Origin of the sequence: Cohnella cellulosilytica, assembly GCF_042431195.1 — a bacterium.
In the GTDB taxonomy this organism is placed as follows: domain Bacteria; phylum Bacillota; class Bacilli; order Paenibacillales; family Paenibacillaceae; genus Cohnella; species Cohnella cellulosilytica.
The window spans coordinates 34461-57735 of the sequence record NZ_JBHMDN010000002.1 but is presented as its reverse complement, the minus strand read 5'-3'; the positions used below and the strand labels follow the sequence as shown (position 1 = coordinate 57735).

General features: G+C 53.8%; 34 protein-coding genes. 31 read left to right on the top strand and 3 right to left on the bottom strand.

Annotation, left to right across the window (positions count from 1 at the left end):
• Positions 1-112 precede the first annotated feature (112 nt).
• The 3 genes from ACFFT4_RS00455 to ACFFT4_RS00445 all read right to left on the bottom strand — a co-directional run bounded on the left by ACFFT4_RS00455 (position 113) and on the right by ACFFT4_RS00445 (position 2214).
• Positions 113-1258, bottom strand: coding sequence for a site-specific integrase (locus tag ACFFT4_RS00455; protein ID WP_378044167.1), 1146 nt, complete (start codon positions 1256-1258; stop codon positions 113-115).
• A gap of 99 nt (positions 1259-1357) precedes the next feature.
• Complete coding sequence (locus ACFFT4_RS00450) at positions 1358-1780, bottom strand: ImmA/IrrE family metallo-endopeptidase (RefSeq protein WP_378044166.1); 423 nt, start codon at positions 1778-1780, stop codon at positions 1358-1360.
• Positions 1781-1797: 17 nt separating this feature from the next.
• The gene (locus ACFFT4_RS00445) at positions 1798-2214 is read right to left on the bottom strand and encodes a helix-turn-helix domain-containing protein (protein ID WP_378044164.1); all 417 of its coding nucleotides are present in this window, start codon (positions 2212-2214) and stop codon (positions 1798-1800) included.
• A gap of 145 nt (positions 2215-2359) precedes the next feature.
• Between ACFFT4_RS00445 and ACFFT4_RS00440 the strand changes: the two genes are divergently transcribed.
• From ACFFT4_RS00440 to ACFFT4_RS00290, 31 genes are all read left to right on the top strand, one after another.
• Positions 2360-2563, top strand: a complete 204-nt coding sequence (locus tag ACFFT4_RS00440; protein WP_378044162.1) for a helix-turn-helix transcriptional regulator — start codon at positions 2360-2362, stop codon at positions 2561-2563.
• A gap of 615 nt (positions 2564-3178) precedes the next feature.
• On the top strand, positions 3179-3445 hold the full coding sequence (locus ACFFT4_RS00435; protein ID WP_378044170.1) for a group-specific protein: 267 nt from the start codon (positions 3179-3181) through the stop codon (positions 3443-3445).
• Positions 3446-3461: 16 nt separating this feature from the next.
• Positions 3462-3668: a hypothetical protein gene (locus ACFFT4_RS00430; RefSeq protein WP_378044160.1), complete on the top strand. Its 207-nt coding sequence runs from the start codon at positions 3462-3464 to the stop codon at positions 3666-3668.
• A gap of 33 nt (positions 3669-3701) precedes the next feature.
• Complete coding sequence (locus tag ACFFT4_RS00425) at positions 3702-3920, top strand: ABC transporter ATP-binding protein (protein WP_378044159.1); 219 nt, start codon at positions 3702-3704, stop codon at positions 3918-3920.
• 11 nt (positions 3921-3931) lie between these two features.
• Positions 3932-4186, top strand: coding sequence for a hypothetical protein (locus ACFFT4_RS00420; RefSeq protein WP_378044158.1), 255 nt, complete (start codon positions 3932-3934; stop codon positions 4184-4186).
• Entirely contained in the window at positions 4183-4515 is a 333-nt protein-coding gene (locus tag ACFFT4_RS00415; protein WP_378044157.1) for a hypothetical protein, read from the top strand. Before ACFFT4_RS00420 ends, ACFFT4_RS00415 begins: the two co-directional genes overlap by 4 nt.
• A gap of 2 nt (positions 4516-4517) precedes the next feature.
• Entirely contained in the window at positions 4518-4787 is a 270-nt protein-coding gene (locus ACFFT4_RS00410; protein ID WP_378044156.1) for an AbrB/MazE/SpoVT family DNA-binding domain-containing protein, read from the top strand.
• Positions 4788-5257: 470 nt separating this feature from the next.
• Complete coding sequence (locus ACFFT4_RS00405; RefSeq protein ID WP_378044155.1) at positions 5258-5428, top strand: hypothetical protein; 171 nt, start codon at positions 5258-5260, stop codon at positions 5426-5428.
• An 88-nt stretch (positions 5429-5516) separates the two neighbouring features.
• A complete protein-coding gene (locus ACFFT4_RS00400; RefSeq protein WP_378044153.1) occupies positions 5517-5852 on the top strand; it encodes a hypothetical protein in 336 nt (111 codons plus the stop codon).
• Between the two features lies 1 nt (position 5853).
• The gene (locus tag ACFFT4_RS00395; RefSeq protein WP_378044151.1) at positions 5854-6873 is read left to right on the top strand and encodes a hypothetical protein; all 1020 of its coding nucleotides are present in this window, start codon (positions 5854-5856) and stop codon (positions 6871-6873) included.
• Between the two features lie 4 nt (positions 6874-6877).
• Positions 6878-8065: a metallophosphoesterase family protein gene (locus tag ACFFT4_RS00390; RefSeq protein ID WP_378044150.1), complete on the top strand. Its 1188-nt coding sequence runs from the start codon at positions 6878-6880 to the stop codon at positions 8063-8065.
• Positions 8062-8394, top strand: coding sequence for a VVA0879 family protein (locus tag ACFFT4_RS00385; protein ID WP_344341595.1), 333 nt, complete (start codon positions 8062-8064; stop codon positions 8392-8394). Before ACFFT4_RS00390 ends, ACFFT4_RS00385 begins: the two co-directional genes overlap by 4 nt.
• Positions 8391-8576, top strand: coding sequence for a hypothetical protein (locus ACFFT4_RS00380; RefSeq protein ID WP_378044148.1), 186 nt, complete (start codon positions 8391-8393; stop codon positions 8574-8576). The genes ACFFT4_RS00385 and ACFFT4_RS00380 overlap by 4 nt, the downstream gene beginning before the upstream one ends.
• 212 nt (positions 8577-8788) lie before the next feature.
• Positions 8789-8986, top strand: coding sequence for a hypothetical protein (locus ACFFT4_RS00375; RefSeq protein ID WP_378044146.1), 198 nt, complete (start codon positions 8789-8791; stop codon positions 8984-8986).
• A complete protein-coding gene (locus ACFFT4_RS00370; protein WP_378044145.1) occupies positions 8983-11517 on the top strand; it encodes a sbcc family protein in 2535 nt (844 codons plus the stop codon). Before ACFFT4_RS00375 ends, ACFFT4_RS00370 begins: the two co-directional genes overlap by 4 nt.
• A gap of 219 nt (positions 11518-11736) precedes the next feature.
• The gene (locus ACFFT4_RS00365; RefSeq protein WP_378044144.1) at positions 11737-11961 is read left to right on the top strand and encodes a hypothetical protein; all 225 of its coding nucleotides are present in this window, start codon (positions 11737-11739) and stop codon (positions 11959-11961) included.
• Positions 11958-12224, top strand: coding sequence for a hypothetical protein (locus tag ACFFT4_RS00360; RefSeq protein WP_378044142.1), 267 nt, complete (start codon positions 11958-11960; stop codon positions 12222-12224). Before ACFFT4_RS00365 ends, ACFFT4_RS00360 begins: the two co-directional genes overlap by 4 nt.
• Positions 12221-12373, top strand: a complete 153-nt coding sequence (locus tag ACFFT4_RS00355; protein ID WP_378044141.1) for a DUF6906 family protein — start codon at positions 12221-12223, stop codon at positions 12371-12373. The genes ACFFT4_RS00360 and ACFFT4_RS00355 overlap by 4 nt, the downstream gene beginning before the upstream one ends.
• An 11-nt stretch (positions 12374-12384) precedes the next feature.
• Positions 12385-13287: a hypothetical protein gene (locus ACFFT4_RS00350; RefSeq protein WP_378044140.1), complete on the top strand. Its 903-nt coding sequence runs from the start codon at positions 12385-12387 to the stop codon at positions 13285-13287.
• Complete coding sequence (locus ACFFT4_RS00345) at positions 13247-13594, top strand: replicative helicase loader/inhibitor (protein ID WP_378044138.1); 348 nt, start codon at positions 13247-13249, stop codon at positions 13592-13594. The genes ACFFT4_RS00350 and ACFFT4_RS00345 overlap by 41 nt, the downstream gene beginning before the upstream one ends.
• Positions 13591-15057 (top strand): replicative DNA helicase, encoded by a 1467-nt coding sequence (dnaB, locus tag ACFFT4_RS00340; RefSeq protein ID WP_378044137.1) that lies wholly within the window; start codon positions 13591-13593, stop codon positions 15055-15057. The genes ACFFT4_RS00345 and dnaB overlap by 4 nt, the downstream gene beginning before the upstream one ends.
• A 127-nt stretch (positions 15058-15184) precedes the next feature.
• The gene (locus tag ACFFT4_RS00335; protein WP_378044135.1) at positions 15185-15601 is read left to right on the top strand and encodes a RusA family crossover junction endodeoxyribonuclease; all 417 of its coding nucleotides are present in this window, start codon (positions 15185-15187) and stop codon (positions 15599-15601) included.
• Positions 15602-15606: 5 nt separating this feature from the next.
• Positions 15607-16608 (top strand): hypothetical protein, encoded by a 1002-nt coding sequence (locus ACFFT4_RS00330; RefSeq protein WP_378044133.1) that lies wholly within the window; start codon positions 15607-15609, stop codon positions 16606-16608.
• Between the two features lie 14 nt (positions 16609-16622).
• Entirely contained in the window at positions 16623-17936 is a 1314-nt protein-coding gene (locus tag ACFFT4_RS00325; RefSeq protein WP_378044132.1) for a hypothetical protein, read from the top strand.
• A gap of 3 nt (positions 17937-17939) precedes the next feature.
• Positions 17940-19862 carry a DNA cytosine methyltransferase gene (locus ACFFT4_RS00320; RefSeq protein ID WP_378044130.1) on the top strand — a complete coding sequence of 641 codons (1923 nt, stop codon included), beginning with the start codon at positions 17940-17942 and terminating at the stop codon, positions 19860-19862.
• Positions 19862-20662, top strand: a complete 801-nt coding sequence (locus tag ACFFT4_RS00315) for a DNA adenine methylase (protein WP_378044128.1) — start codon at positions 19862-19864, stop codon at positions 20660-20662. The genes ACFFT4_RS00320 and ACFFT4_RS00315 overlap by 1 nt, the downstream gene beginning before the upstream one ends.
• 264 nt (positions 20663-20926) lie before the next feature.
• The gene (locus ACFFT4_RS00310) at positions 20927-21433 is read left to right on the top strand and encodes a hypothetical protein (protein WP_378044126.1); all 507 of its coding nucleotides are present in this window, start codon (positions 20927-20929) and stop codon (positions 21431-21433) included.
• Positions 21430-21573, top strand: a complete 144-nt coding sequence (locus tag ACFFT4_RS00305) for a hypothetical protein (protein WP_378044125.1) — start codon at positions 21430-21432, stop codon at positions 21571-21573. Before ACFFT4_RS00310 ends, ACFFT4_RS00305 begins: the two co-directional genes overlap by 4 nt.
• Positions 21570-22085, top strand: coding sequence for a hypothetical protein (locus tag ACFFT4_RS00300; protein ID WP_378044124.1), 516 nt, complete (start codon positions 21570-21572; stop codon positions 22083-22085). The genes ACFFT4_RS00305 and ACFFT4_RS00300 overlap by 4 nt, the downstream gene beginning before the upstream one ends.
• Positions 22075-22314 (top strand): hypothetical protein, encoded by a 240-nt coding sequence (locus ACFFT4_RS00295; protein WP_378044123.1) that lies wholly within the window; start codon positions 22075-22077, stop codon positions 22312-22314. The genes ACFFT4_RS00300 and ACFFT4_RS00295 overlap by 11 nt, the downstream gene beginning before the upstream one ends.
• A 417-nt stretch (positions 22315-22731) precedes the next feature.
• On the top strand, positions 22732-23250 hold the full coding sequence (locus tag ACFFT4_RS00290; RefSeq protein WP_378044122.1) for a hypothetical protein: 519 nt from the start codon (positions 22732-22734) through the stop codon (positions 23248-23250).
• Positions 23251-23275: the final 25 nt, after the last annotated feature.

Genomic DNA, 23275 nt, shown 5'->3' with positions numbered 1-23275 from the left:
TGAGTCGAATTACAATATGGAACTGATAGCCCTTGATATATAAGGCCTCATTACCCCTCTACACCTCTCTTGTCCACAATTTGCCCACATGGATTATATTCCCATTCGTTTCCTAGAGATTAATTGCTGTATTGAGTACGTCGGCTAGAGACTCTTGCATGTTGGGGAGTACGTGTGTGTATGTGTTTAACGTTGTGCTTGTCTGCGCGTGACCAAGTCTTTCCGATACCGCCTTAATTCCTTGAGCAAGACCAAAAGGTACGGGCGATAAAAGGTAAGTCGCATGGGTGTGTCTAAGATCATGCGGTGTGATAGGTGGCACACCGATTCGAGCTATGTCCCCCTTCATAATTTTGTTAATCACGGAATTGTACATAAGTTCGTTTTTTATACCCGGGATGACGATGTTTTTGCTATTTGGCTTCTGGGCTATTTTATATTCCCGCAAATAGGAGATTACTTGATCCGGTACGGTGATTGTACGACGGGATGCATCATTCTTCGGACTCGTTTTTATAAAGATTCCTTTTTCTTTTGTCCAAGCAACTGTTTGTTCGACTCGGATCGTTTTGCTTCTGAAATTAATATGGTTCCAAGTTAATGCTGTTATCTCACCGGGTCGCATGCCTGTTGTAAGACCGAGTAAGTAAAATGGATATAGCCGACTATTTTTCGTATTTTGAAGGAAATACTCAAAATGTTGTTTTGTCCACACTTGAAACTTTTCTGGCTTGTATTTTGGTTTGCTAACCATTGAAGCCACGTTCCGGTCAATGTAACCCCATTCTAGAGCCTTATTCAATGTTTGATTGAGCAGGCGAACGATATTGATAATTGTTCCAGCAACTAAATCACCTTCCCCAAGATCCGTTATGAATTTTTGAACTTGAGCCGGGTTAAGCTTCTTAAGATGAATCCGTCCCAATTTCGGGACAATGTACTTCTCCATTTGAGCGAACTTCTGTTCTAGCGTATTTTCCTCAACCTCGTTAACCAGAACATTCTGTAGAAACTTCTTCATAAAGCTTTCAACTGTTTCATCTTTTGCAGAAGCGGATAGTATTCCAGAATTATATTTCCTTTTGAGATCCGCAGCCGCTTGCTTAGCCTCTTCCTTTGTTTTGAATCCACTATCCCCTGGCTGGCTTCGCTCGCCTGTTGCTGGATCGGTAACACTGATCCTAAATTCCCACGTTGCCCCACAAGTGCATTTTCGATTCTTCGGGCATTTACATCCGCGCTTTCGATAGGATGCCATGACATCTACCTCCAAATGAGAACTCATGTTCTATTGATATGTATGATAGACAGCCTCGCGGCTGGGAAGCGCAAGTTGCTCTTATGTATGGTAGTTCTATTACCGCGGAATCTTTTTGAGGTATGCCAGTTCCACTGGTACTCCGCAAACAGCGGCAGCTTCGTAGATCGTCAAGCCGTCCAGTAGGAGTTGATCCTCGACCAGCAACTCCACGGCAAATTGATTCGCTTCCCGTTCGATTCGTTCGATGGAGTGCAGCGTATTTGACCGCAAGAACGGAACGTTAACATTTGGATGCATGATTCGATGACCTAATTCATGCGCGATGACAAATCGCTGAAGTTCTTCGCTCAGATTAGAGTTCACGTGGATCATCATCACTCGTCGACTGGAGTTGAAATAGCCCCATACGTTTTTAAAATCCTCGTAGAAGATTAAGATTTGCTTATGTGAAGCGATTAGGAGTGGGTCGTTGGTGTGGTATTTATCTGTTATCCGCTTCACCATGCTCTTAATTCGCACGATGATCCCCTCGCTGTTTAGTTTCTGTATTTCTTCGGAGTAAATTTTTTCTTCGCCATTTGCTTGGCGATAATCAAAGAATTCTCCAGCGAACGACGAAGAAGCTCCCGATCTTCGTCGTCAAGTGGTTCTCCGTGGAAGGCCAAAGCCTCTTTGCTGTCCAAATCGGCCATGATTCGTTCAAGGTCCTTAGCGATGTCCTTTTCGTCCTTGTCGTCGAGGGCATAATAAGGACGGTTGCGCTCATTGGATCGACCAAGAAGATAGTCAATGCTGCACTTAAATAAATCCGCCATTTTATACAGGTTCTCATTATCAACTTCGTATGCACCATTTTCCCATCCAGATAACGTACTTTGTCCAACTTTCAAATGTTTTGCGAGGTCAACTTGACGCATATTAAGTTCCGTTCGAAGCAATTTGATTCGATTCATCGTATTATCCCTCCACGGCTAATTATATCGATAAAATCGATAACGTAAATAAAATATCGGTATTACCGAAATAAATGTTTGACATATCGAGTTAGTCGATATAGTATAATATCAAGTTAATCGATATTTCGAAGGGGGGAAGCACATGAGAGGTTGGCTAAGAGAACTGCGAAACCGCGCAGAGAAGACACAAACTGAAGTGGCAGCGGCGGCTGGCATTTCTCAATCCCATTATTCAGAGATTGAGAGTGAAACTGCTCGACCATCGGTTGAAGTTGCTCGAAAAATTGCTAGTGTCCTTAAATTCAATTGGACGAAGTTCTACGATTGTGATCGCGATACTGGATAAGAACGGTGAGGTTTAAAAACAAAAAGCCTGAGGGGTGGTTCCTCAGACGATTTGTTCCTTGTTTTTTTACCTGTCATACCCTGCAGAAATCAAAGACCGTTGACATGAGTTTTTATAGAGGCACTCCTCTAAAGTTCAACAGTAACTAGCCCCTTTTTATGCAGGGCGGTACCTGAACGCTAGCCGGTTTTCTTGATTTCACAAAAGAACCACCCGTTTGTTCTTGGGATACGGCCTCACTTTGGCAGTTAAGGTTCTGCCGTACTTGCCCAATGCATCGGCAGCGTTTAAGCCACAGGAACAGGCAAGTTCAAAAGTTTGGTCACGGCGACCATCTCCTTCTTTGCCTATGGGCATTTCAAGAATATCACTATAATCGATATTTTTCAACGAGGAAGATGAGTGGGAGGGGGAGGGGGAGGTGAGTGAATTGAGGGAGCAACTGAAGGAGCTCGAAAAACGAATTGCCGCTCTTGAGCTTCCACCTCAAGGGCGGCAACAACGTGGGATTTGTATTACGACACAGGACATTCAGCTTATGAGAGAGGTTTCGTTAAATCCTGTTGAATCTCCGTTTGTGAACCGCCAGATTCATAGGTTGAGGTGGTGAAGAACATATTTGCAATTCAGGTCAACGAAGCTGAAGTTAAGCAAATGGTTCGTCAGCAGATCGCTGAGCTTGTTGCCGAAGCTGACGCTGAACTCGTCTTCTGGGATGCGAAAGAGCTCATGCGGCGTACGTGCATGAGTTGGAATTTCATTAAGGATCAATTCTTCTATGATCCTCAATTCCCGAAACGCAAGGTAGGCGGTAAGTGGTATTTCCCGGTAAGAGAGACTCGCAAATTTTTGGAAAGATGGCTAGATGAACAAGTCCAATGAAGGGAGGTGAGCAAGGGTGCAAATGAGCGTGCTGGTAGGTAAATCGGTCGTTCGCGAGACCACGGATATGATTGTCATCCAGGAGGGCGAGCGGACCGACAGTTACAACCGCAAGTATTATCGGCAAGCCGGCGAGGCCGGAGAGCCGGTAGCATTGGTCATTACGCGCAAGCTGCCGGTCCGGATTGTGACCGGGCTGCACGGCGTGCTGGCGTCGGTCTAATCTTTCAAAATCATATGTGAGGAGCGAGAAGCGATGAACGCAGCGGAGGAGATTGAGGAAACGCTGCTGGCATCCTGCCGGCGCGAACTGATCGAAGAGGGCAAGCTGGTGCTGACGGATACGGGCTATCAGCTGACAGAGCTGGGCCAAAAGGCTGTTCAGAAGGAACTGCGGCGCTACGAGTTCCGCCCGGCCATGCTGGTCATGATCGAGACATACGTGCTCAATCTGCACGAGTGCCCGCAATGGTAGGAGGGACAGCAATGCTAACTCTCCAATCAGAAATTGACAAGCTCGATAGCTTACTGACAGTGACGGTGGAGCATCCGGATTGGTTCGTGGATGTTCGGCGGACACAGCGAGGGATTGAAAGACGCATTGCACTCCTCGAGCGCATACAGCTCGCACAAATGAAAAACAGCCGCCTGGCGGGGCGACTGAATTCGGAACCAAAGCAAAATGTAATTGCTCCTATTGTACCGCAGTGGCAGCAGGCCGACAAGGGGGAACTGGTATGAAGGGGCAAGGCAAGAAGCTATCCAAGGCAGAAGCTTCCCGCTTTTTCAAATCCCTTCTTGGATCCGGAGCTGGTGTTTGGCTGATGCCCGATTGGAAATTCTCCATCCGGCATGGGCAGATCGTGTACGTGGTTGAACTGGTGGAAAACTGGCCATTTGGAATGCTTCTTCAACTAACCGCCTTCATTGAAGGTTTTCAGATCACTGGAAAAACCTTGTTTAACCGTGAGACGCACTTGCTTTGGAACGAAGAAATCGATCGCAAAAAAATTATCGAAAGCATACGGCGCGGAATCGAAAAAACGAAATCCACAAATTTGGAGGAATGAATATGAAAGCAACGGGTATTGTTCGGCGCATTGATGATCTTGGACGGGTGGTTATTCCGAAGGAGCTCCGGCGGACTCTCGGTATCAGGGACGGAGGGGGAGATCAACCGGGAGACGGGTTGGAAATTTTCGTTGACGGAGATCGAATCATTCTTCGGAAGTACCAGCCGGGCTGCGTGATCACCGGCAGCCAGGATGACCTGATCGAGTTCCACGGCAAGCAGTACAGTAGGGCTGCGATCCGGGAGTTGGCGCGGAAAGTTGGCGTGTAACTCGGACAAGCCTACCGGTCGGAATCCCGGCCGGTAGAGCTGTCAGCCATATCCGCAGACGTACGAGCGGGCCTCTCCCCGGCCCTGTCAGTGGCTCGTGCGTCTCCAGATGCGGCTGACGCATCAATGAGTGGTGGCGGAATCGTTAAAGACGCTAAGACATAAGGCAGATACGAGTTGGTGAGCCCCGGCACAACCTTCAGGCGCGGAGAGAGAAAGCCGAGCTCCCACTGCTTGGGCGTAGAACCGGAATCGGCCAGAAAGCAGTGTTCTGCTACCCGTTGAATAAATGCTGCCGTGCAAGGGTGGAAGTCCCTTGCCCACTCAATTACATAGGAAGGAGGGATGGCATGGGCGAAGCTGCTGGAGCTGTACTGGATGGGCTGTACTGCCAGGTCTGCGGGGATCTGATCGACGGCGAGGAGCCGGGGTATCCGCGGAGCTGCGAAGATTGCGAGGGATGATGGGCGATGAATAAGCAACTCATCGGTTACGCCATTCTGGCAGCCGAAAAGGAAGTTCATTTATCTACTCGGGACACGGAGCGGCTGGTTGCTGCTATGTCGCGAATCATGGGAAGAGCGGGGACCGATGAAGCTGAAGCGGCTGCCGATCGGTATGCCGACCTTATCCAGAAGTAAAAAGCCCCTTCGCGAGAGGGGCCTTAAGTAAAACGAATCTGCCGCCATTGTAGCATGATGGCGGCAATCCCACAAGGAGGATACACAAGTGATTATCAGCAAAGAAGACTTGATTCTTCAATTAATGGAATTGCCGAAGCAAATCGCTGCTGCGGAGGACAAGGTTCTTCAAGCACAAGACAAAGTCCTCGAGGCGAAGGATATCTTGCAACTTAAAGAGGATTCATTGTGGCTCAATGGCTCGATTGATGGGAAGAATGCCGAAATTCGCTCGGCTCAGATGCGTTCTTTTACAGAGTTGCAACGGATCGAGGTTTCCGATGCCGAACGCGAGTTGAAGCTTGCTGCGGTTCGGCTGCAGCAGCTTCGCGATCGCTTCCGCGCATTGAGATCTGTGGTTGATCTCTTGAAGGGAGTTGCTTAATTTGTCCGAGGCAAACCTGCAGGTTATGCCTCAATCCTCCGGCGGCAACGCCGGGGGTGGGGCGATCGTTGATTTCGAGTTTGGGAGTGCGGCGGACTTCCGCCGGAGGATGGTAGACATGAAGCAAAAGTATGATGCTGTTCAGGAATTTTTCAAGGAAGTCATGGTCAAAGATGAGGATTTCGGCGTCATTCCTGGTACTCAGAAGCCTTCGTTGTACAAGCCCGGCGCAGAGAAACTATGCGAGCTCTACGGCTTCGCGGCGATCGTGAAGTCGAAGGAAGAAGAACGAAGCTTCGATACAGGTTTCTATCGGGTTAACTTCACGCTTCAAATGATTCATCGAGCTTCCGGTACAATCATCGGCGAAGGCGTCGGTGAATGTAGCACAAACGAGTCGAAATACATGTATCGCTGGGTGAGTGAGAGCAAGGTTCCGCGTCATCTGGATAAGGAAGATCTTCTATTCGAAGAGAAGAATGGCTCGAACGGCCCCTACAGATCTTACCGCATTCCGAACGAAGATCTATTTAGCCAGTGGAACACCGTATTAAAGATGGCCTACAAACGCGCCTACGTCGGCCTGACACTGCAATGTACTCGCTCGAGCGGAATCTTCACTCAGGACGAAGCGGAGATGGACGATTACGCCGACGTCGCTCCTGAAGATCGCAAGCAGCAACGCGGAGGCCGTACCGCCAACGCAAGCAGCGGGCGGTATCAGGGAGGCGGGCAGCAGGCCGGCGGCAGTCGGTCTGGTAGCGGGCAATCCGGCGGATCCGTACAGAAGAATCGCGTACTCGGATTGATGAAGCAACAAGGTCTCGATTGGAACGGCCTCGCCGACGTGGCCAGCATGGCGCTCGGGAGACAGATCGTTAAGGTTGTGCAGGACATCAAGACGGAAGCAGAGTGGAAGACGGTCGGAGATTTCTTGGAGGCGGATGCGAAAGCGGTTGGATCCGACCAACCGGAGGATCTTGGCTTCGATCCTAATGACCTGCCGCCAGATTTGAGGTGATCCCGTGAAAATAGCACACGTTGCAGATGCCCACTGGGGCTATGGCTATGCCGGCCCCACGCCGGAAGCGCGGTTCGCAGACATAACCCGGACAATGGATTGGGTCGCGGATCGGATCATCGAAGAAGGTTGTGAGCTGGTGTTATTCGCCGGCGACGCCTTTAAGGACGCCCGCGTCTACATTGATCGGGCGACGGCGGAGATTCAGGCATTCGTTGACTGGCTCCGTCGCCTGTCCGACGCCGGCATCGAGGTGATCGTCATCAGCGGCACGCCGTCGCACGATGCGATCAGCGCCTATCATTTGATTCGTGAGATGCAGATCCCGGGCGTCGAAGTCGTGACTGAGCCGCAAACCGCGGCGCTGCCCTCGGATGGTGAGGTGATCGTTGAATGCTTGCCGGGCATGAACCGATCGTCGTTTGCGACGGATCCGCGTTATGCCGGCCTGCCGCCGCATGAGTTTCACGCCAAAATGACTGAAGACATCACGGATATTTGCTCGGATATGCGGGAGGATTCCGGAGGCGTCCCGGTCATCTTGATGTCGCATCTCTCCTACGAACTGGCGGACTTGGGCTTCGAGGACGCCTTGTTGCAAAACGAGCCAATCCTGACGGACGAGGCGGCTCGCATGTTCGATCTCGTTTGCCTCGGCCATATTCACCGGCCGCAGAAGGCCGGCAGCAACGTCTTCTACAGCGGCGCACCGGAGCGGCATAACTTCGGCGACGAACGGACGATACCGGGCTTTTGGATTCATGAGACCGGTGTAGATGAGCACCTTGAATTCTCCGGATTCAAATCTTCATTTATCGAAACGCCCGCTCGCCGCTTTCGGACGATTGATTGGTGCGACATGGACGTCGCGGCCTGGCTGGATGGTCAGGTGGACGACTTTGCTCATGTTCGCGATGCGATCGTCCGCGTCCGGTACACTTGCAGCGAGGAGTTGCAGAAGCGATTCGACCGGCGCTCGCTCGAGCGGGCGCTGTACGACGCCGGCGCCTACTTTGTGGCCGAGATCCGCGCGGAGGTCGAGCGGTCGGAACGCATCCGAGACACCGAGGTGACGGAGGGGCTGACGCCGCTCGCCGCGCTGGCCGCGTGGGCAAATAATGAGGGGCTTGCAGCGGCGGAGAGTGCCGAACTGTTGGCCATCACGGAAGAATTGATGGGGGTGTCGCGATGATCAAGCAGACCTTAGACAAATGGCGAGTTGAGGCGCGGGAGCGCTTTGGGGACAAGGGAGCGAACTGGAAGTTCGTCTGCCCGAGCTGTGGAAATGTTCGATCGCCGCAAGATTTCATTAATGCCGGCTGCAGTGAAGCTGAGGCTTCCCGACTCTCTTATCAAGGATGCATCGGACGTATCGCCCATGCTGGGATGAAAGTTGAGGCAAAAAGCTGCAACTGGTCCGCATACGGGTTGCTCGGAACAATGGGTAAAGGGCGGATTGTAATCACGCCAGATGGGCAGGAAACAGAAGTCTTTGATTTTGCGAAGGAGGCTTCGGAATGAGCGAAGTGGGGCGCTGTGCATACTGCAGAACCGAGCGGCCGGCATCGGAACTTAAGCCGGTGGCAATCATTTTTCAGGATTACAATTACGTCACTTGGAAGAAGTTCGTAAACCGCAAGACCAATCTCTATTGCGTCGACAAGCCGTGCCATGCGCACGATCAGATGGCGCACGAAGGGTAGGGTTAATATGAGCGAGCCTCTGACCTGTATCGGATGTGGCAAACATCCAGACGAGATCGACGAATATATTGAATGCGCCGCAGAAGAAGGGATGTCGCCCGTACAGTATGTGATTGAAGAGGAAGGCACGTATGACAAGTTCGAGCCCGAACGCTTCTACTGTACGCGATGCTATATCGAGGCGGGAATGCCACTGATCGGAGGGGGAGCACATGGAAGTTCGTGAAATCAGCGTAAGCATGCTCTATACGAAAAGCCTGCCGAATTACGAGAATCTTAAACTCGAAGCCGGCGTTACCATCGCGCTTGCTCCGGGCGACAGCATCGAGGAAGCCTACGAGAAAGCGTGGAAGCTGGCACGCGGGCAAGTCCGCGCTCAAATTCCGGCAAGGGGGGCGTCGCCGGTATGATTCCTATTCGCCTCATCATTAACAATTTCAGAGCCATCGAGCACGCCGACATTGATTTGTCGGCGGTTTCCTTGGCCGCGATCGCCGGCCGGAACGGCGCCGGCAAGTCATCCGCTTTCACTTTGTCACCGCGATTCTCCCTATTTGGCGACGTGATCTCCGGCATCAGTCTGGATGATCTGGTCCGTAAGGGCAGCACTGAGATGTCAGTCGAGTTTCACTTTGAACACCAGGGCAGCGTATACCGGACGATCCGGACACGCTCGACTAAAGGCAAAGGCAAGTCGACGTTGGAACTGCAGCAGCGTGTAAACGGCCAGTGGGAGAGCCGCAGCGCCGAGAAGATTGTCGACACAGAGGCGGTTATCCGCAATCTGCTCAACCTGGACGACGGAACATTTACGGCCAGCTCCATGATTCTGCAGGGGCAGGCCAATGCTTTTACTGGCGCAACGGCCGGCATGCGTAAGGAAATCCTGTCGCAGATTCTTGGCCTCAACATTTATCCGGAGCTACAGGAGCGCGCCCGTCAGAAGGCAGGACTCTTGAACATCGAGATCGAGAAGGCGAAGGACAAGATCCGGACGCTGGATGATCGGCTCGCGGGGCGCGCGGTAAAAGATAACGAATTGCAGGACCTCTTACAGAAGAACAGCGAGCTGTTGGCGGCGATCGACAAGGACGAGCAGGCGACCAAAGCGCTTGAGGCACAACTCGCTCTGCTTAACACGAAGCTATCCCGCGCGCAGCAGATCGGTCGCGAAATCGTAGCGATCGAGGGTGAGGTCGATGCGTTGCGGCAGGAGAGGGTGGAGCACGGCGGCCGCCTCGAGCGCGCCGAGAAGATCCTCGCGAATGAGGCGCTTATCCTATCGAAGTCTGCCGAACTTGAACAGATTCGCGGGGAGTTGGCGTCGTTGGAGTCGATGAAACCGAATTCGGATAGGCTGCGGACTGACCTGGACGCAATGCTGGTCGACCTGCAGAAACTCGACGAGGAATTGTTCCAGATTGAGAAAAAGTCGTTCGAGACGGCGCTACAGCTTGCCGGGCGCGAAGAGCTTCGGCAGCGGGCAGAGGAACATGAGCAGCAATCCTTGCGACTCCGTAATTTCGAGATTAAGGCGGAAGCGTGGAACGCGCTGGAGATGGAGATACACTCGCTCGAGTCGCGGCAGGATCGGGAGTTCGTCCGTGTTGAGGCGGAGGAGCGGCGACTGAAAGAACGTATAGCCGCGCTTGAGCAGCAGGAAGCACACATTCACGACAGCGGTTGTTTGCCGACTTGCAAGTTCCAGCAAGCGGCCGCCGCGGCTGTGGCAGAACTACCTTTACTCCGCAAGCAACTTGCTGAGCACGACCGATCGGTGCTGGCTGCGCTCGCGCTGACGATCGCCGAGAAGCAGACCGAACAGCAGGGACTCGGATACGACTTCGCTGCGCATCGCGATTGCAAGCGCTCGGTGGACGATCTGCGGGAGGCCGCGACGGCGTTCGCTCAGTTCTCCGGGAAAGACGAGCTGCTGCAGCAGTTGGAGCAGCAGGCCGCAGAGAAGAAGGCTCGCAAGACAGCGGGAGAAGCACGGCGGGATGATCTGAAACGCCAACTAGCCGACCTTGTGCAGGCGCTCGAGCCGCTGCCGGAACTCCGCCGCAAAGCGGAAGACTTGCAGCGGTACGCCCGCCTGAAGGATGAGATCGGCGCCGCGCGCGTGGCGGCCGACAACGCGAATGAGCGTATGTTCGCCATCGATGCGACGATAACTGCGAAGCAGAGCCGCCGTGACGAACTGGCGCTTGAGCAATCTGCGCTCGAAGTCGAAACGCTGGACCATGCAGCGATCAGCGAGCGCCTGGCGAACCTGCAGACGGTTATCGCGGCCGCCCGCCGCCAGCTCGCCGCCATGGGCGAGCAGATCGGCGGGATGAAGGCCATCTTGGCCGCGCTCGACGCCGACCAACAGGAGCGCGACCGGCTTGCTGCCGATCTCGAACCGAAGGTGCTGCGTTGGACGCGTTACCAGACGCTGATCAAAGCATTCGGCCGCGACGGTATACCGGCACTGATCATTGAAAATGCCGTTCCGCAGCTCGAGCGCATCGCGAACGAGATTCTCGGGCAGATGAGCAAGGGCAAGCATTACGTCCGCTTCGAGACGCAGAAGGAACTGAAGACGCGTGCCGGTCTATCCGAGACGCTTGACATCATGGTCGGCGACTGGACGGCGGAGAGACCGTACGAGACGTTCTCGGGCGGCGAGCAACTCCGCATCGACTACGCGATCCGCTTCGCCCTCGCTGAGTTGCTTGCGCAACGCGCCGGCAGCAAGGTCGAGTGGCTGACGATCGATGAGGGGCTCGGCTCGCAGGATGCGGAGCACCGTGCGCTTGTCCTGGATTCTATCAAGTCGGTGGCCAATCGGTTTAAGAGAGTCCTTGTCATTACCCACATTGAGGACGCCCAGGCCGCTTTCGATCAGGTGATCCGCTTCGATAACGCGGACGGCGGGGTTGAGGTCTGTGTCGCATGATTCAGCGGGGCCGGTGGGGCCGGTATATGACGACGACGGCGTGCTGTTAACCCAGTCCGGTATTGGTGAGCAGGCTTGGGCGCTGTACCACACTGATCCGGCGGCATTCCGGCGCGCAGTTAAAGATTACTTTGCGCTCGGGTATCCGGGATGGACTGCCCGCAAGGTGTCCTACAAGCAGCGGATTGTCTGGATTCGTGACGATAGGGGACGGACGGTTTGACGGTGGAGCAGCTTTTGCTATTTTCTGAGTCTCGTTCTGATCCACGTCAACCGAAGATCATCGCTGTCGGCCCCGGCGTCCTTAACGGCTTTTATTACGAGTTGAGCAGCCGTAAATTTGTATCCTTTGTGCAAGGCCGGCGCTATTACGAGATTCCAGCTTCCCGATGCAAGTTTGATAGAGGTTGGCAGGAAAAACTCAAAAGGGAGCGATCGATTTGAAAGATAAAATGGCGATTATGGACAAGTGGTTGGAAGAGGCAATGGCCGAAGGTAACGAGGCGGCGAAGGCCCATCTGAATGCAATTGCTCGTATTGTTGGCGGACAAGTCGCCAGACTGAGCAAACCTGACGACGTGCCACAAACGATTGCCAAGACAGTCGAAGAAATGGGCAAGGGTGTTACGGCAGGAATGTTAATGCGGCATGGTTCGGCCGGCGTAATGCACGTGGAGTTGCTTAGCCTGTCCAGGGGCGGCCGATGAAGCACGGTAAGCGCCCGACCAGGCGGCAATCGCTCCAGATCAAGGCAGCCGGCTTTAACGCTGACAATTGGTTAGTGGCCAAGAGTCTGCCGACGGAATTGCACCTTATCCATCGTTATACGAGTGATACAAAGATTATCGCAATATAGGGGTTGAGCGGATGCCTCAGACCAGCTATCCGTTTCCGATGTACTCCGGTCTGTTGGAGCCAGGACATTACAACAAAATAGGCAGCGCGATCTGGCTATTCCTGTGGTGCGTCAGCGCCACGACAGCAGAGAAGGAAAAGGAAGGGACTGTCTGGGGCATCGTGCTCGGGAATAAGCCGATCAAGCGTGAGGATTTAGCTTCTCAATTCGGCGTGGCAGAACGAACCGTTCAGAGGTGGATCGATACGCTTGAACAGCAAGGTTACATCCGGATTACTCGAGCGCCTTATGGAATGATTTTCACTGTTCGTAAATCCAAGAAGTTCGTAGACAGACTGGACAATAATGTCCAGTCTCCCCCCGAGAGAGTGGACAAAAATGTCCAGTCTGAACCGCAAGAGTGGACAGAAATGTCCAGTCTCTCCTCCGAGAGAGCGGACAAAAATGTCCACTCTAATAAAGATATTATAAAAGATCTTGATGTTGATGCTGTTGATGATAGGGATTCAGAATTCGAATCGATCTTGAAAGCTTATTGCGAGATTCATCAAAAACTCGATATGCAGGTCCGTCCGCTGGACATTAAGCTCATGCAGGAAATGATCGCCCTGGGGGTGCCACCCCCCCTAATCATTCGAGTCATGCAGCAAGTCCACCAGCTTAAAATGGCGCGGAGCGAGCGAGTATCCAGCTTCGCTTTTTACAAAAACGCCATCATGGATGCTTGGGAAGCGGAAAGAGCCATAACCGAAGGGGTGCCAATCCCCGAGGGGGTGCCACTCCCCCCGGTCGCCCTTGGCTCACCGCAGCGGAAGACCAAGCAGCAACGAGATTTGGAAGAATTAGACCGCATGCAGGAGGAGGCGATGCGCGATGGAAATGGCAGAGGTCATCGGTCTGATGAAGGTCATTAAGCGATCTTATCCGCAGTTTGATACAAGCCCTGAAAGTGTGCAGCACCACTTCAAGTTCCTGCGGGATTTCCCGTCAGAGGCGGCTCTCGTCAATATCGAGAGTTACATTCGCACAGAGCGATTTCCGCCGACAATTGCTGACATCCGGGGGCGACTCGGCGATCGGCTTGATAGTCAACGGAGTAAAGACGAAACGGCTGCCTACTTTGCTCAACTGGAGTTGTGGGAGAGGAATTGCAGCCCGCCACCTGTCGGCTGGCTGGACGGGATCAGAGCCAAGCTGAGGGGTGACGTGAAAGTCGAATGAGCATGATGGACGAATGGATGGACATGTCGCCGCCGGTCGACCTGGTTGCTGAACAGTCGGTGCTAGGGGCGATTCTGATTGACGAGGACGCGATCGACTCGGCGCTGGAGGTATTGCAGCCCGATTGCTTTTACAGCGTCCAGCATCAGCACATCTTCCAGGCGATGTTCACGCTTCGCGAAGCCGGTGTTGCAATCGACTTGACGACGCTGACAGCAAAACTTCGGGACAATAAGCATCTGGATTCGGACACCGACGTTTTGTATCTCACCCAGATGGCCAACGTAGCGCCAACAGCAGCGAACGTGGCTCACTACGCAAATCTCGTTCTTGAAGTCTCACGCCGCAGGAAGGCGCTCAAGATTGCGATGAGCATCATGCGAAAGGCGATCGAGCAGCCGGATTCAACCGAATTTCTAGCGGCAGTGGAAGCGGAGCTTACCGTTTTTTCGGAGCAATCCGCGCCCAAACAAGAGTTCAAGTATATCCGGAGTGTCGTCATGGACGTCATCGAGGATGCAGAGATTCGCTACGTCAATCGACAGATCAATCGGGGCGTGACGGGGATTGCTTCTCACTTCCCCGATCTCGACCGTAAGACAGCGGGATTCCAGCGCGGTGACTTGATCATCGTGGCTGCACGCCCCTCCGTGGGCAAGACGGCGTTCGCGCTCAACATTGCACAGAACGTTGCTCGGGACCACGTACAAGATGGAGTGATAGACCCTGGGAAGAACGTCGCGATCTTCAGTCTTGAGATGTCTGCATCCCAGCTCGTGCAGCGCATGGTGTGCGCGGAAGGGGACGTGGACGCCAACCGGATGCGAACTGGATTTTTCGAAGGCGACGACTGGGAGAGGATTGCCATCGCGGCCGGAGTGCTCGGTGCGTCTAATATCTTTATCGACGATTCCCCAGTCATCACCGTAAACGAGATTCGCGCCAAGTGCCGCCGGCTGAAGAAGGACAAGGGGCTGGACATGATCCTGATCGACTACCTGCAGCTCATTCAGGGACGCAGCCGGCCCGGCGTAAATCGACAGCAGGAAGTCACGGAAATATCCAGGACGCTGAAGCAAATCGCCCGCGAACTGGAAGTGCCGGTTATCGCGTTGTCCCAGCTTTCCCGCGGTGTCGAGCAGCGGCAGGATAAGCGCCCGATGATGTCGGATCTCCGGGAGTCCGGAGCGATCGAGCAGGACGCTGACATTGTTGCTTTCCTGTATCGGGACGACTATTACGACAAAGAAACCGACCGGAAGAACGTCATCGAGATCATCATCGCGAAGCAGCGGAACGGCCCGGTCGGAACGGTGGAGCTCGTGTTCCTGAAGCAATTTAACAAGTTCGTCAGCTTGGACCGGACATACAGCACGAATCCGGAGCCGCCCCCGGATCCGGGATCGCCGCAGGGCAAAAGCGGCCGCATACCGGACATGTACCGAAAGGGGAAGAGCGCATGAAGCCTGCACGGATCGACAATCTGTTTCAAACGCGTCGCCGTCAACTCGTCTGGTTCCGCGGCAGGGTGATAGGAGAGGTTTATACGCTTCCGCCGCGGCGGCGTCGGGGAAGGAGGAACGCAAGGCGATGATCGAGTTTGTTGTTTATGGGGAGCCGGTTGCCCAAGGGCGGCCGCGGGCATCCACGCAGGGCGGGTTCGTCCGGATGTATGACCCTAAAAAGAGTCGGGATTATAAAGATTTTGTTCGGCTTGCCGCTGCAGAACATGCGCCTCCGAAATTGCTTGAAGGGCCCCTGGCCGTCATGGTGACAGCCTATCGTTCAATTCCTAAGAGTTTCAGCAAACGGAAGGCGGCTGCCGCCGAAGCCGGAGAGGTTTACCCGATTAGTAAGCCGGATGCGGACAATTACCTCAAAGGTGTTAAGGATGCTTTGAAAGGCGTTATGTGGGTGGACGACAGCCAGGTCGTTGATGCCTATGCCCGCAAGCGTTATAGTTTCAAGCCTCGCATTGTGGTCAAAATCAGACAAATTGGAGCGTGAATAGCTTGGCATATGCAGAGTTTCGACCAAACGTTAAAAAGGTGAACCTCAAGCCGAAAGGCGAGGTGGAGATCGTTCTTACCACGGACCTCAGCTCCTTGCGGGGAAACATCGAACGCATTTCCGAGATGATTGATCAGAAAGTTCATGTGGCAATGGATTCGACGGTTGTTTCCTACAATGTTCAGATTAACGCAAGGACGGAGAAACCGATCAAGTCGTATCGAGTCGACGAGAAGGGTGTCCATGAAGTCAAACCTGAAGGCGATCAACTCGAAATGGATCTCGACGTCGCCAAGCGGCAGGAACCGATCAAGGACGTTCCGGAGGAGATCGGCCGAGAAGTGGTAGATGCATTCATACTGTCCGGTTTGGCGCCGAGGCCGGAGGGTTGGTATCCAATTGAGGATTGGGTTGCTCAACTGAGCAAGGGTGTGACGTATCAGTGGCTCGCAGAAGAAAATGGCATCAGCAGTGGCAGAATTATTGATTTAGTTGACGAGTACCGTCGTGCTGTTGCTCCATCGGCAGCTGCTTGGGATGCGTGGCGCAAGAATAAGGTTGAGCAGCCGGCCGGCGAGACGGAAGCCGATGAGGACGACGAAGATCCGGGCGTGCTGCACGAAGTGGGCGACGAGGATTTGAACGACGGTGTCGAATCCGACCACGACGAAGAGGATGCCGAAGAACTGGAGGATCTCGACAAGGAAGAGGAGACGGAAGACACCCTCTCCGATTGGGAACGTCAGGTCCTTGGCGAGGATCCGCAAACTCCGGGAGCATCCGACAAGCCGGCTGATCGTGCGGATATTGAAACAGTAATCCTTGCCGAAAGGCCGGTATTTGAGGATATTCCTTACGATTTCCCGACCCTCCTCGAGCGGCGGAAAGGCGGAGAGACTTGGATGCAAATCGCTGGAACTTTGGGCATCCCCTCTACAAAATTGTCGGCAGCCTGGAGCAAGTATAAAAAGCGTGTCGCTGAGCAGCAGGGCGGCGCCGCTTAATCCGGAGGTGCGGTATGAGCGGTTATGATGTGCGCAAGGCAACGCCAGAGGAACTCGCGGATATTGAGCGGCGGGTACGCCTGAAGTACGATGGTCTACCGGTTAAGCGGTGGGAGCCAACGTTGACCAAACAACAATATTTCGACAAGCGGGCCGCCGGCGATAGTCGGCAGTCCCTTATCCTGAAATATTACAACAATGAGTCCGAGAAGCTCGCAAAGCAACTTCGGGAGTGGGGCTTCCGGAACTGGAAAGAAGAAATCGAGGAGGTGGAGTCGTTGGTCAAAGGAGTAAAAACGGCTCTGACGATAACTAAGGACGATTATCTGCAGCGGCGTCTGGCGGGTGAAACGAGAACAAAAATTATGCGTTCACTCGGCGGAGCACCTACGAAGTTTTACAAATTGCTGGAAGAGTGGGGGATTCGCGAATTAGATGCGGAAGAGCGGGCGTTGGAACTATTGGCTCCCGTCAAGCCGGCCAGCGAGGTCGACCGCCGAACGGCGGAGCTATTGGAGCAGAAGGCGACGGCGCGTGGACTGATCGAATTTAATGCGCAGTATCAGTCGAAGGAACCGGACGAAGCAGTTCAGCCGGAAACGCAGGACGCAGCGGAAATGGATCATTTGCCAGAAGAGAACGAGACGCAAGAGCTTGCTGAACAAAGTCCCCCGATGGATAACGAAGACAGTCAGCATAAGGAACTTGCCAATCTGCAGGCGGCAGCAGCGCTATGGCGGCACAACGCTGAAAGCGAACGGAAATATCGACTGAAGCTGGAAGACGAACTGATCAAACTCCGTGAAAAGCTTGAACAGGATAACGCGACGGCCGCCCGAATTATCGAGCAGGAAGTCGAAATCGGTCGACAAAAGGATGCCGAGATCGAGCGCTTGAAACGGGCGGGCACTGAACTGATTGACTTGAATAGAATCAGCGAAGAGCAGCTTCGTGGCCGCATCCATGAACTTGAGGAAGAACGTCCATTGTTGGTCCAAACAATCGAAGATGCAGCGGCGGGAGCGAACGATTCCGGACATGTCATCATCCGGATGCCCGTCCTCCCTGTTACAACAGCTAACGTCGAACGGGCTCGCATCTACGACGCAGTTGAGGCGCTTGGAGCCGGAGTCGAGGCCGCCGAGATCGATCGGGAGCGTGTCATGCGGGAGTTGTTTCTTCTGTTACAGCGCGCCGTCAGCTTCGTCACGGCGGATCTCGCTGAGCTGCTGCCGGGGCAGGACGTGAGCGAGCACGTGCAGCGGTTCTTCGAGGCTCACAACGTTCGACATGTCGCGAGCATGACGGCGATGCAAGAGGCGGGGTGACCGATGCTGTTGAGGGATAACATTCACTATAAGACGGCAGCGGTACTGTTCGGAGGGATCGGCGGCGAGTCTGCCGGTCTTCTCCGGTCCCAGGTCGAGTACGGCGGCGGGCTTTATCGGTTCAAGCTGCTATGTTCAATTGACAGCGATCCGGTTGCCTGTCGAAATCACGACCTCATCACCGGCGAGCAGACTTCCGTCGTAATGGATCTATTCCGTCGTTGGCAATACAAGGCTTGGCACAAACAGGAACCACCGGCGAACTGGCGTGAGATGACAGCGTGGGACATATGGTTGGCGTTCAAGCAACAGGTTCCGTTCTTCCTATTCTCCAGTCCACCATGCAAAGGACTGAGCGGACTCTTGCCGAAAGAGAAGTCCGAATCGGAGCAATACCAGGCGCTGAACTTTCTGACCGTCAGCGGACTGGAGCTCGCACTTCAGGCATGTGATGAATACGGAGATGCCATCCCGGCAATCATCCAACTCGAAAACGTGCCACGAATCACTTCTCGCGGCAAGCCACTCTTGAAGCAGATCAAGAAGCTGCTGAAGAAGTTCGGTTATGAGGTGAGCATACGTGCAGACCACAACCTTGGGGAGATTGGCGGGCTTGGGCAAAACCGCGTTCGGTTCCTTATCATGGCGCGCGATCCAAAGCAGGTCCCGAATGTGATCTATTATCCCGCGCCTAAGCCGATGCGGACGATCGGAGATGTAATTGGGCCGCTTCCGACTCCGGGGGATACGGAGGTGGGCGGACCGCTGCACAAGCTACCGCGCCTTCAATGGAAGACCTGGATGCGGCTCGCACTTATTCCCGCCGGCGGCGATTGGAGGGATCTACAGAAGGTGGATTATCAGAGCCTGCGGATTATTCATGAGCCTCGTGCTGGCGCCTACGGTGTGGCCGAGTGGGATAAACCATCCGGAGCGGTGACCGGTACAGCTGGCCCAGGCAAGAGCAACGGTGTCACGGCGGTGTCGGATCCCCGCCTTGGGCTCGGCGAAAGTGGAAAGACGAACATCTTGCGGATACAGCCGGCAGATCAGCCCGGCATGTGTGTCACCGGCGTCCCGGGACCATTCCAGGGAGCGGCCTGTATTGCGGACCCGGCTTTGCCTGAGCATCCCGGACGGCACCCGGCGAAGTACCGGATCGTTTGCGCAGATGAGGCGGCGCCGTGCGTCACCGGCTCACGGCTTGGGAGCGGCGGAATTGCTATTTCTGACTCAAGCGTAAATACGAAGCTCATGCCAGACAGTTTTGGTGTGCAAGCATGGGATGAGACGGCGAAGACGATTCGCGCCGCAAATCGCATCATGCAGGCAGCCGGCAGCGTCAGTGATCCGCGCATTCACGACCGCCCCGGGCGGTATACGGATAAATTCCGTGTGCAGGCAGCGGATGGACCGGCGGCGACGGTGACCGGAACAACAGATGTGCAAAGCGGTGCGCAGCTGATCGCCGACCCGACCGTGAACCGACCGCCGCGTGCCGGAACCATGGGCGTTCAACAATGGAACGAGCCGGGCAAGACCGTGATTGGCAGTGCGGATGTACACGCCAGTGCAGCGGCCGTCGCGGATCCGCGACCGGTACCGGCGGATAACGAACAAGGCATATGGATGATTATCGCCCAGGACGGCACATGGCACCGTCCGCTAACGACCTACGAGCTCGCCATGCTGCAGAGCTTTCCGCAGTTCCTTCCGGACGGGCGACCGTTTCAATTGGAGGGTTGCTCGGATGCTAAAGCGCGGGAATATATCGGAAACGCGGTGCCACGGGATGCCGCAGAGGAGATGGGTAACGTCGTTCTTCTGGCTGGCGCTGAGGCTGACGCCGGAATCAACTTTTCTCTGAGTTGGGATCCGGTGTGGGTGGCACCGGGGGAAGAGCGGCAGCCGGCGGTGCTGCACTGATGAGCATTCCGCGCATCTTACACTATCCTGGCAGCAAGTGGGCCATAGCGGACTGGATTATTAGTCATACGCCTCCCCATCGTGTTTATTTGGAGCCGTTCTTCGGGTCCGGCGCAGTATTCTTCACCAAACCGCCATCCGTCGTCGAGACGATCAATGATATTAACGGTGAAGTGGTCAATCTGTTCCGGATCATGCGGGAACGTCCGATAGAATTTACTCGAGCTCTCAGTCTAACGCCATATGCTCGTGATGAATATAACGCCGCTCATGAGGCAACGCCTGACGACCTCGAGCGTGCCCGTCGGTTCATGATCCGCTGTTGGCAGGCGATTAGGCCTAAGACGAATTCTATAAGTGGTTGGCGTTGCCGAGCGACAGCCCGAGATGCTTTTCACGTCAAACAGTGGAATTCGCTTCCCGAAAGAGTAGCACTCGTATCTGACCGGCTTCGCGAGGTTCAGATCGAAAACGTGCAAGCAGAAGTCTTGATCAGACGGTACCGAGAACCGGACGTGCTGATATTCGCGGATCCGCCTTACGTTTTGGCAACGAGGTACGATCGGATCTACGAAAATGAAATGACAGATGATCAACACACTCAACTCCTCGATGCGTTGAATGACCATCCTGGTCCGGTGCTGATTAACGGATACGAGCATGAACTGTACGATCGACGGCTGCAGCATTGGCAGCGGTTCACGACCGCAGGAAAACCCGTCAACGGACAACCGCGTACTGAAGTTCTCTGGATCAATCCTGTCGCCGCCGGCCAGATCGGGCAGCAATTTCTGTTTTGAGAGGTGAACCATGATCATTCAACAAGAGTTGTTCAGCAATGCGGAGATCCCGCCGGAACCAGAACATTTATCTTCCCCGAATCCTATGGTCCGGGCGCACGGCCCGGGCCCGGAGGGGGCGAACTGCCGGGGATGCGCTCATCTTTACGGCAAGAGATATAATCGCATCTATTATAAATGCGGACTCCGGGGCGACACAAACGGCCCCGGAACGGACCATCGAATACGTTGGCCAGCTTGCGCGCGGTATCAGGAGGGATGATGGTGGCAGGGAAACGCTATGCAGATGTTGAGCAATATGAGGACAAGCTCGCCAAGGTCATGCAACGCTTCGGGGCCGATGAATACAATTTCGATTGGGGCCGCCGCGGAGGATGGGTCGAGTTCCGGATCGGCGGCGTGCTGTATCGCTTCGATCATTCGGTCGATAAGGCTCAAGCGAATGGTCAGAAAATCCAATATGGCAGCGATGCATTCGCGCAGCTCGTTCTTGCTCTCGAGGATCTGGCCAGACTCGCCGAACGCGGCATCTATAAGCTTCAGACGTGGATCGAGGGCATGCGGTACCTTCCACCGCCGGTTGAGTTGCCGGAGTGCTTCCGGATGCTGGGGTTTGAGTGTGTGCCGGAGGATCTCGAGACGGTGAATTTCCATTATCGTTCTCTTGTGAAACTGAATCATCCGGACTCACCGACTGGAAGCAACGAGGCATTTATCGCGCTGCAGCGGGCGGCCGAAGAGGCGAAGCGTTACTTGGAGGAATCAAATTGAAAATCGAATTGTTACCGATAGACCTGGAGCGAATCGAGAATATCAAGAAACTCCTTGAGAGCGAAGCATCTACAGAAATGATCGTCACTTGTGCGCTGATTGTATGGGAAAAGAAAATTTTGAAGGAGCGATCCCCTTGAACATTGAAGAATGCATTGAATTTTTAGGATACAGGCTCGATAGGATTGACCAACCGATGGTCGACCTGGCCGTGCCGATCTTCAACGGAATTACTGCAACGAACGGTGGCTTACACGTTAATCGCAATCGTTTGGCCAAAATGGCGCTCCCGGACCATCAACTGAAGCAGGTCGACCGGGTATGGCGGGTAGGCATCTGGGACGATACAAATGCGCGTGGAATTTCAATATTTGAAAACGAGTCTCTGATCGAGGCGCTCCGAGCGGCAGTGAAATATGTGAAGAAGAACTGGGGGGATTGCGAAATGAAGCCGTCTCCGAAGCTTGATACCCAGGAGGATCTTTTCGCGTTGATTCGCATGATGCCTGAGCAGGATCGCTTTCGTGCCTTGGGAATCTTTCATCGGATGCAACAGCGACGGATTACAATTCAGCAGGCAATGAATGAGTTTAAAGAGCTATTCTTCAAAAATCATATTTTCGAACCGGGAGATGAGACGAATGAACGTTGACACTGGAGAATTGGTTCGGTTGCAGGAGCAAGAGCGGAAGCGACTTGTTTGCGGCGAATTCGAGCCAATACCCGCGGAGCTGCGGGGAGCTGCTGAGAAGAAGCTGGCCGGCAGCGATCGCGCCGTCGTTAGCCAGTCGTCCGGCGGAAAGTTGTCCAAGTGGGCGCGGCTGCAGCGAAAGAAGAGGCGGAAGTCTACGCAGGAGTCGCGCCGACGGAATCGGGGGTAACGTGTGGGCCCAAATTGTGAGTGGAGGGGAACTTATTTGGAGTCGTGCCACTCTTGGTCAAACAGTTTATCTTGCGACCAACTAACCGCTATACTTGTGCTTTTTATAGTTGGTGCATTGGTGGCTTTCATAGCCATGGCAATCATTATTCGTAAATAGCTGCTCTGTAGAACCCCATTTTGTGAAGGAGTAATGTCATGAGAAACACGAGGGTTTCGGTTATCGAATCCAAAAAAGATCTTGATTCGTTCATTGCTGAAAATGACGTTATTTCCGTTCAGGCAGTGGTTGTAAGTGGCTTGTCGCAGTCGATGCTTCGAGGCGGTGGGACTCTTATGGAAAATAGACTGATATGGAATGTATGGTACAAATCGTAATGCAGAAACCGAAGATTTAGTTCAGGAAGAAAGGTGAAGCATGAAGCCTTATGATTTTTATTTATCGCCTGAAGATTATGAGGTTGCCGCGATCAACGGCATTAGTCGACAAACACTTGATGCCAGAATTCGGCGCCATGGCTGGGACAAGGCTCGCGCTATTACTATACCTTGCCAGCGACGCACAGACCGAGGTCCTTGGAGGAGAGTGGCGGCTGCTAACGGCATCGCAGATAGCACTTTCCAAGCTCGGATATCTATTCACGGTTGGGATCCAGAGGAAGCGGCGACTACACCGCCTCATCCAAGACCTTATGAGTTGGCCGCTATAAAGAATCGTAAAATTCCGCGCGAGATCTATGAGCTTGCGGTTGCAAATGGGATCTCAGAGAGCACTTTCCGGAGTAGAATTTATGAATCTGGATGGGATGTTCGCCGTGCAGCGACAGAGCCGCTATGGACTCACGAACAGGTTTGTGCCTACGGAAATGCTCGAATTAAGAAAAAGTACGGAGATAACCCGATGGGCCACCTATTTCCGCATCGTGAAAAAAGATGAAGCACGAAAAATGAATGAACTTGGA

Bases quoted from the DNA above. Each gene is read 5' to 3' on its own strand.
- ACFFT4_RS00455 (WP_378044167.1), bottom strand. From the start codon at position 1,258: ATGGCATCCTATCGAAAGCGCGGATGTAAATGCCCGAAGAATCGAAAA.
- ACFFT4_RS00445 (WP_378044164.1), bottom strand. From the start codon at position 2,214: ATGAATCGAATCAAATTGCTTCGAACGGAACTTAATATGCGTCAAGTT.
- ACFFT4_RS00440 (WP_378044162.1), top strand. From the start codon at position 2,360: ATGAGAGGTTGGCTAAGAGAACTGCGAAACCGCGCAGAGAAGACACAA.
- ACFFT4_RS00425 (WP_378044159.1), top strand. From the start codon at position 3,702: ATGAACGCAGCGGAGGAGATTGAGGAAACGCTGCTGGCATCCTGCCGG.
- ACFFT4_RS00420 (WP_378044158.1), top strand. From the start codon at position 3,932: ATGCTAACTCTCCAATCAGAAATTGACAAGCTCGATAGCTTACTGACA.
- ACFFT4_RS00415 (WP_378044157.1), top strand. From the start codon at position 4,183: ATGAAGGGGCAAGGCAAGAAGCTATCCAAGGCAGAAGCTTCCCGCTTT.
- ACFFT4_RS00410 (WP_378044156.1), top strand. From the start codon at position 4,518: ATGAAAGCAACGGGTATTGTTCGGCGCATTGATGATCTTGGACGGGTG.
- ACFFT4_RS00405 (WP_378044155.1), top strand. From the start codon at position 5,258: ATGAATAAGCAACTCATCGGTTACGCCATTCTGGCAGCCGAAAAGGAA.
- ACFFT4_RS00385 (WP_344341595.1), top strand. From the start codon at position 8,062: ATGATCAAGCAGACCTTAGACAAATGGCGAGTTGAGGCGCGGGAGCGC.
- ACFFT4_RS00380 (WP_378044148.1), top strand. From the start codon at position 8,391: ATGAGCGAAGTGGGGCGCTGTGCATACTGCAGAACCGAGCGGCCGGCA.
- ACFFT4_RS00375 (WP_378044146.1), top strand. From the start codon at position 8,789: ATGGAAGTTCGTGAAATCAGCGTAAGCATGCTCTATACGAAAAGCCTG.
- ACFFT4_RS00370 (WP_378044145.1), top strand. From the start codon at position 8,983: ATGATTCCTATTCGCCTCATCATTAACAATTTCAGAGCCATCGAGCAC.
- ACFFT4_RS00355 (WP_378044141.1), top strand. From the start codon at position 12,221: ATGAAGCACGGTAAGCGCCCGACCAGGCGGCAATCGCTCCAGATCAAG.
- ACFFT4_RS00350 (WP_378044140.1), top strand. From the start codon at position 12,385: ATGCCTCAGACCAGCTATCCGTTTCCGATGTACTCCGGTCTGTTGGAG.
- ACFFT4_RS00345 (WP_378044138.1), top strand. From the start codon at position 13,247: ATGGAAATGGCAGAGGTCATCGGTCTGATGAAGGTCATTAAGCGATCT.
- dnaB (WP_378044137.1), top strand. From the start codon at position 13,591: ATGAGCATGATGGACGAATGGATGGACATGTCGCCGCCGGTCGACCTG.
- ACFFT4_RS00335 (WP_378044135.1), top strand. From the start codon at position 15,185: ATGATCGAGTTTGTTGTTTATGGGGAGCCGGTTGCCCAAGGGCGGCCG.
- ACFFT4_RS00325 (WP_378044132.1), top strand. From the start codon at position 16,623: ATGAGCGGTTATGATGTGCGCAAGGCAACGCCAGAGGAACTCGCGGAT.
- ACFFT4_RS00320 (WP_378044130.1), top strand. From the start codon at position 17,940: ATGCTGTTGAGGGATAACATTCACTATAAGACGGCAGCGGTACTGTTC.
- ACFFT4_RS00315 (WP_378044128.1), top strand. From the start codon at position 19,862: ATGAGCATTCCGCGCATCTTACACTATCCTGGCAGCAAGTGGGCCATA.
- ACFFT4_RS00295 (WP_378044123.1), top strand. From the start codon at position 22,075: ATGAACGTTGACACTGGAGAATTGGTTCGGTTGCAGGAGCAAGAGCGG.
- ACFFT4_RS00290 (WP_378044122.1), top strand. From the start codon at position 22,732: ATGAAGCCTTATGATTTTTATTTATCGCCTGAAGATTATGAGGTTGCC.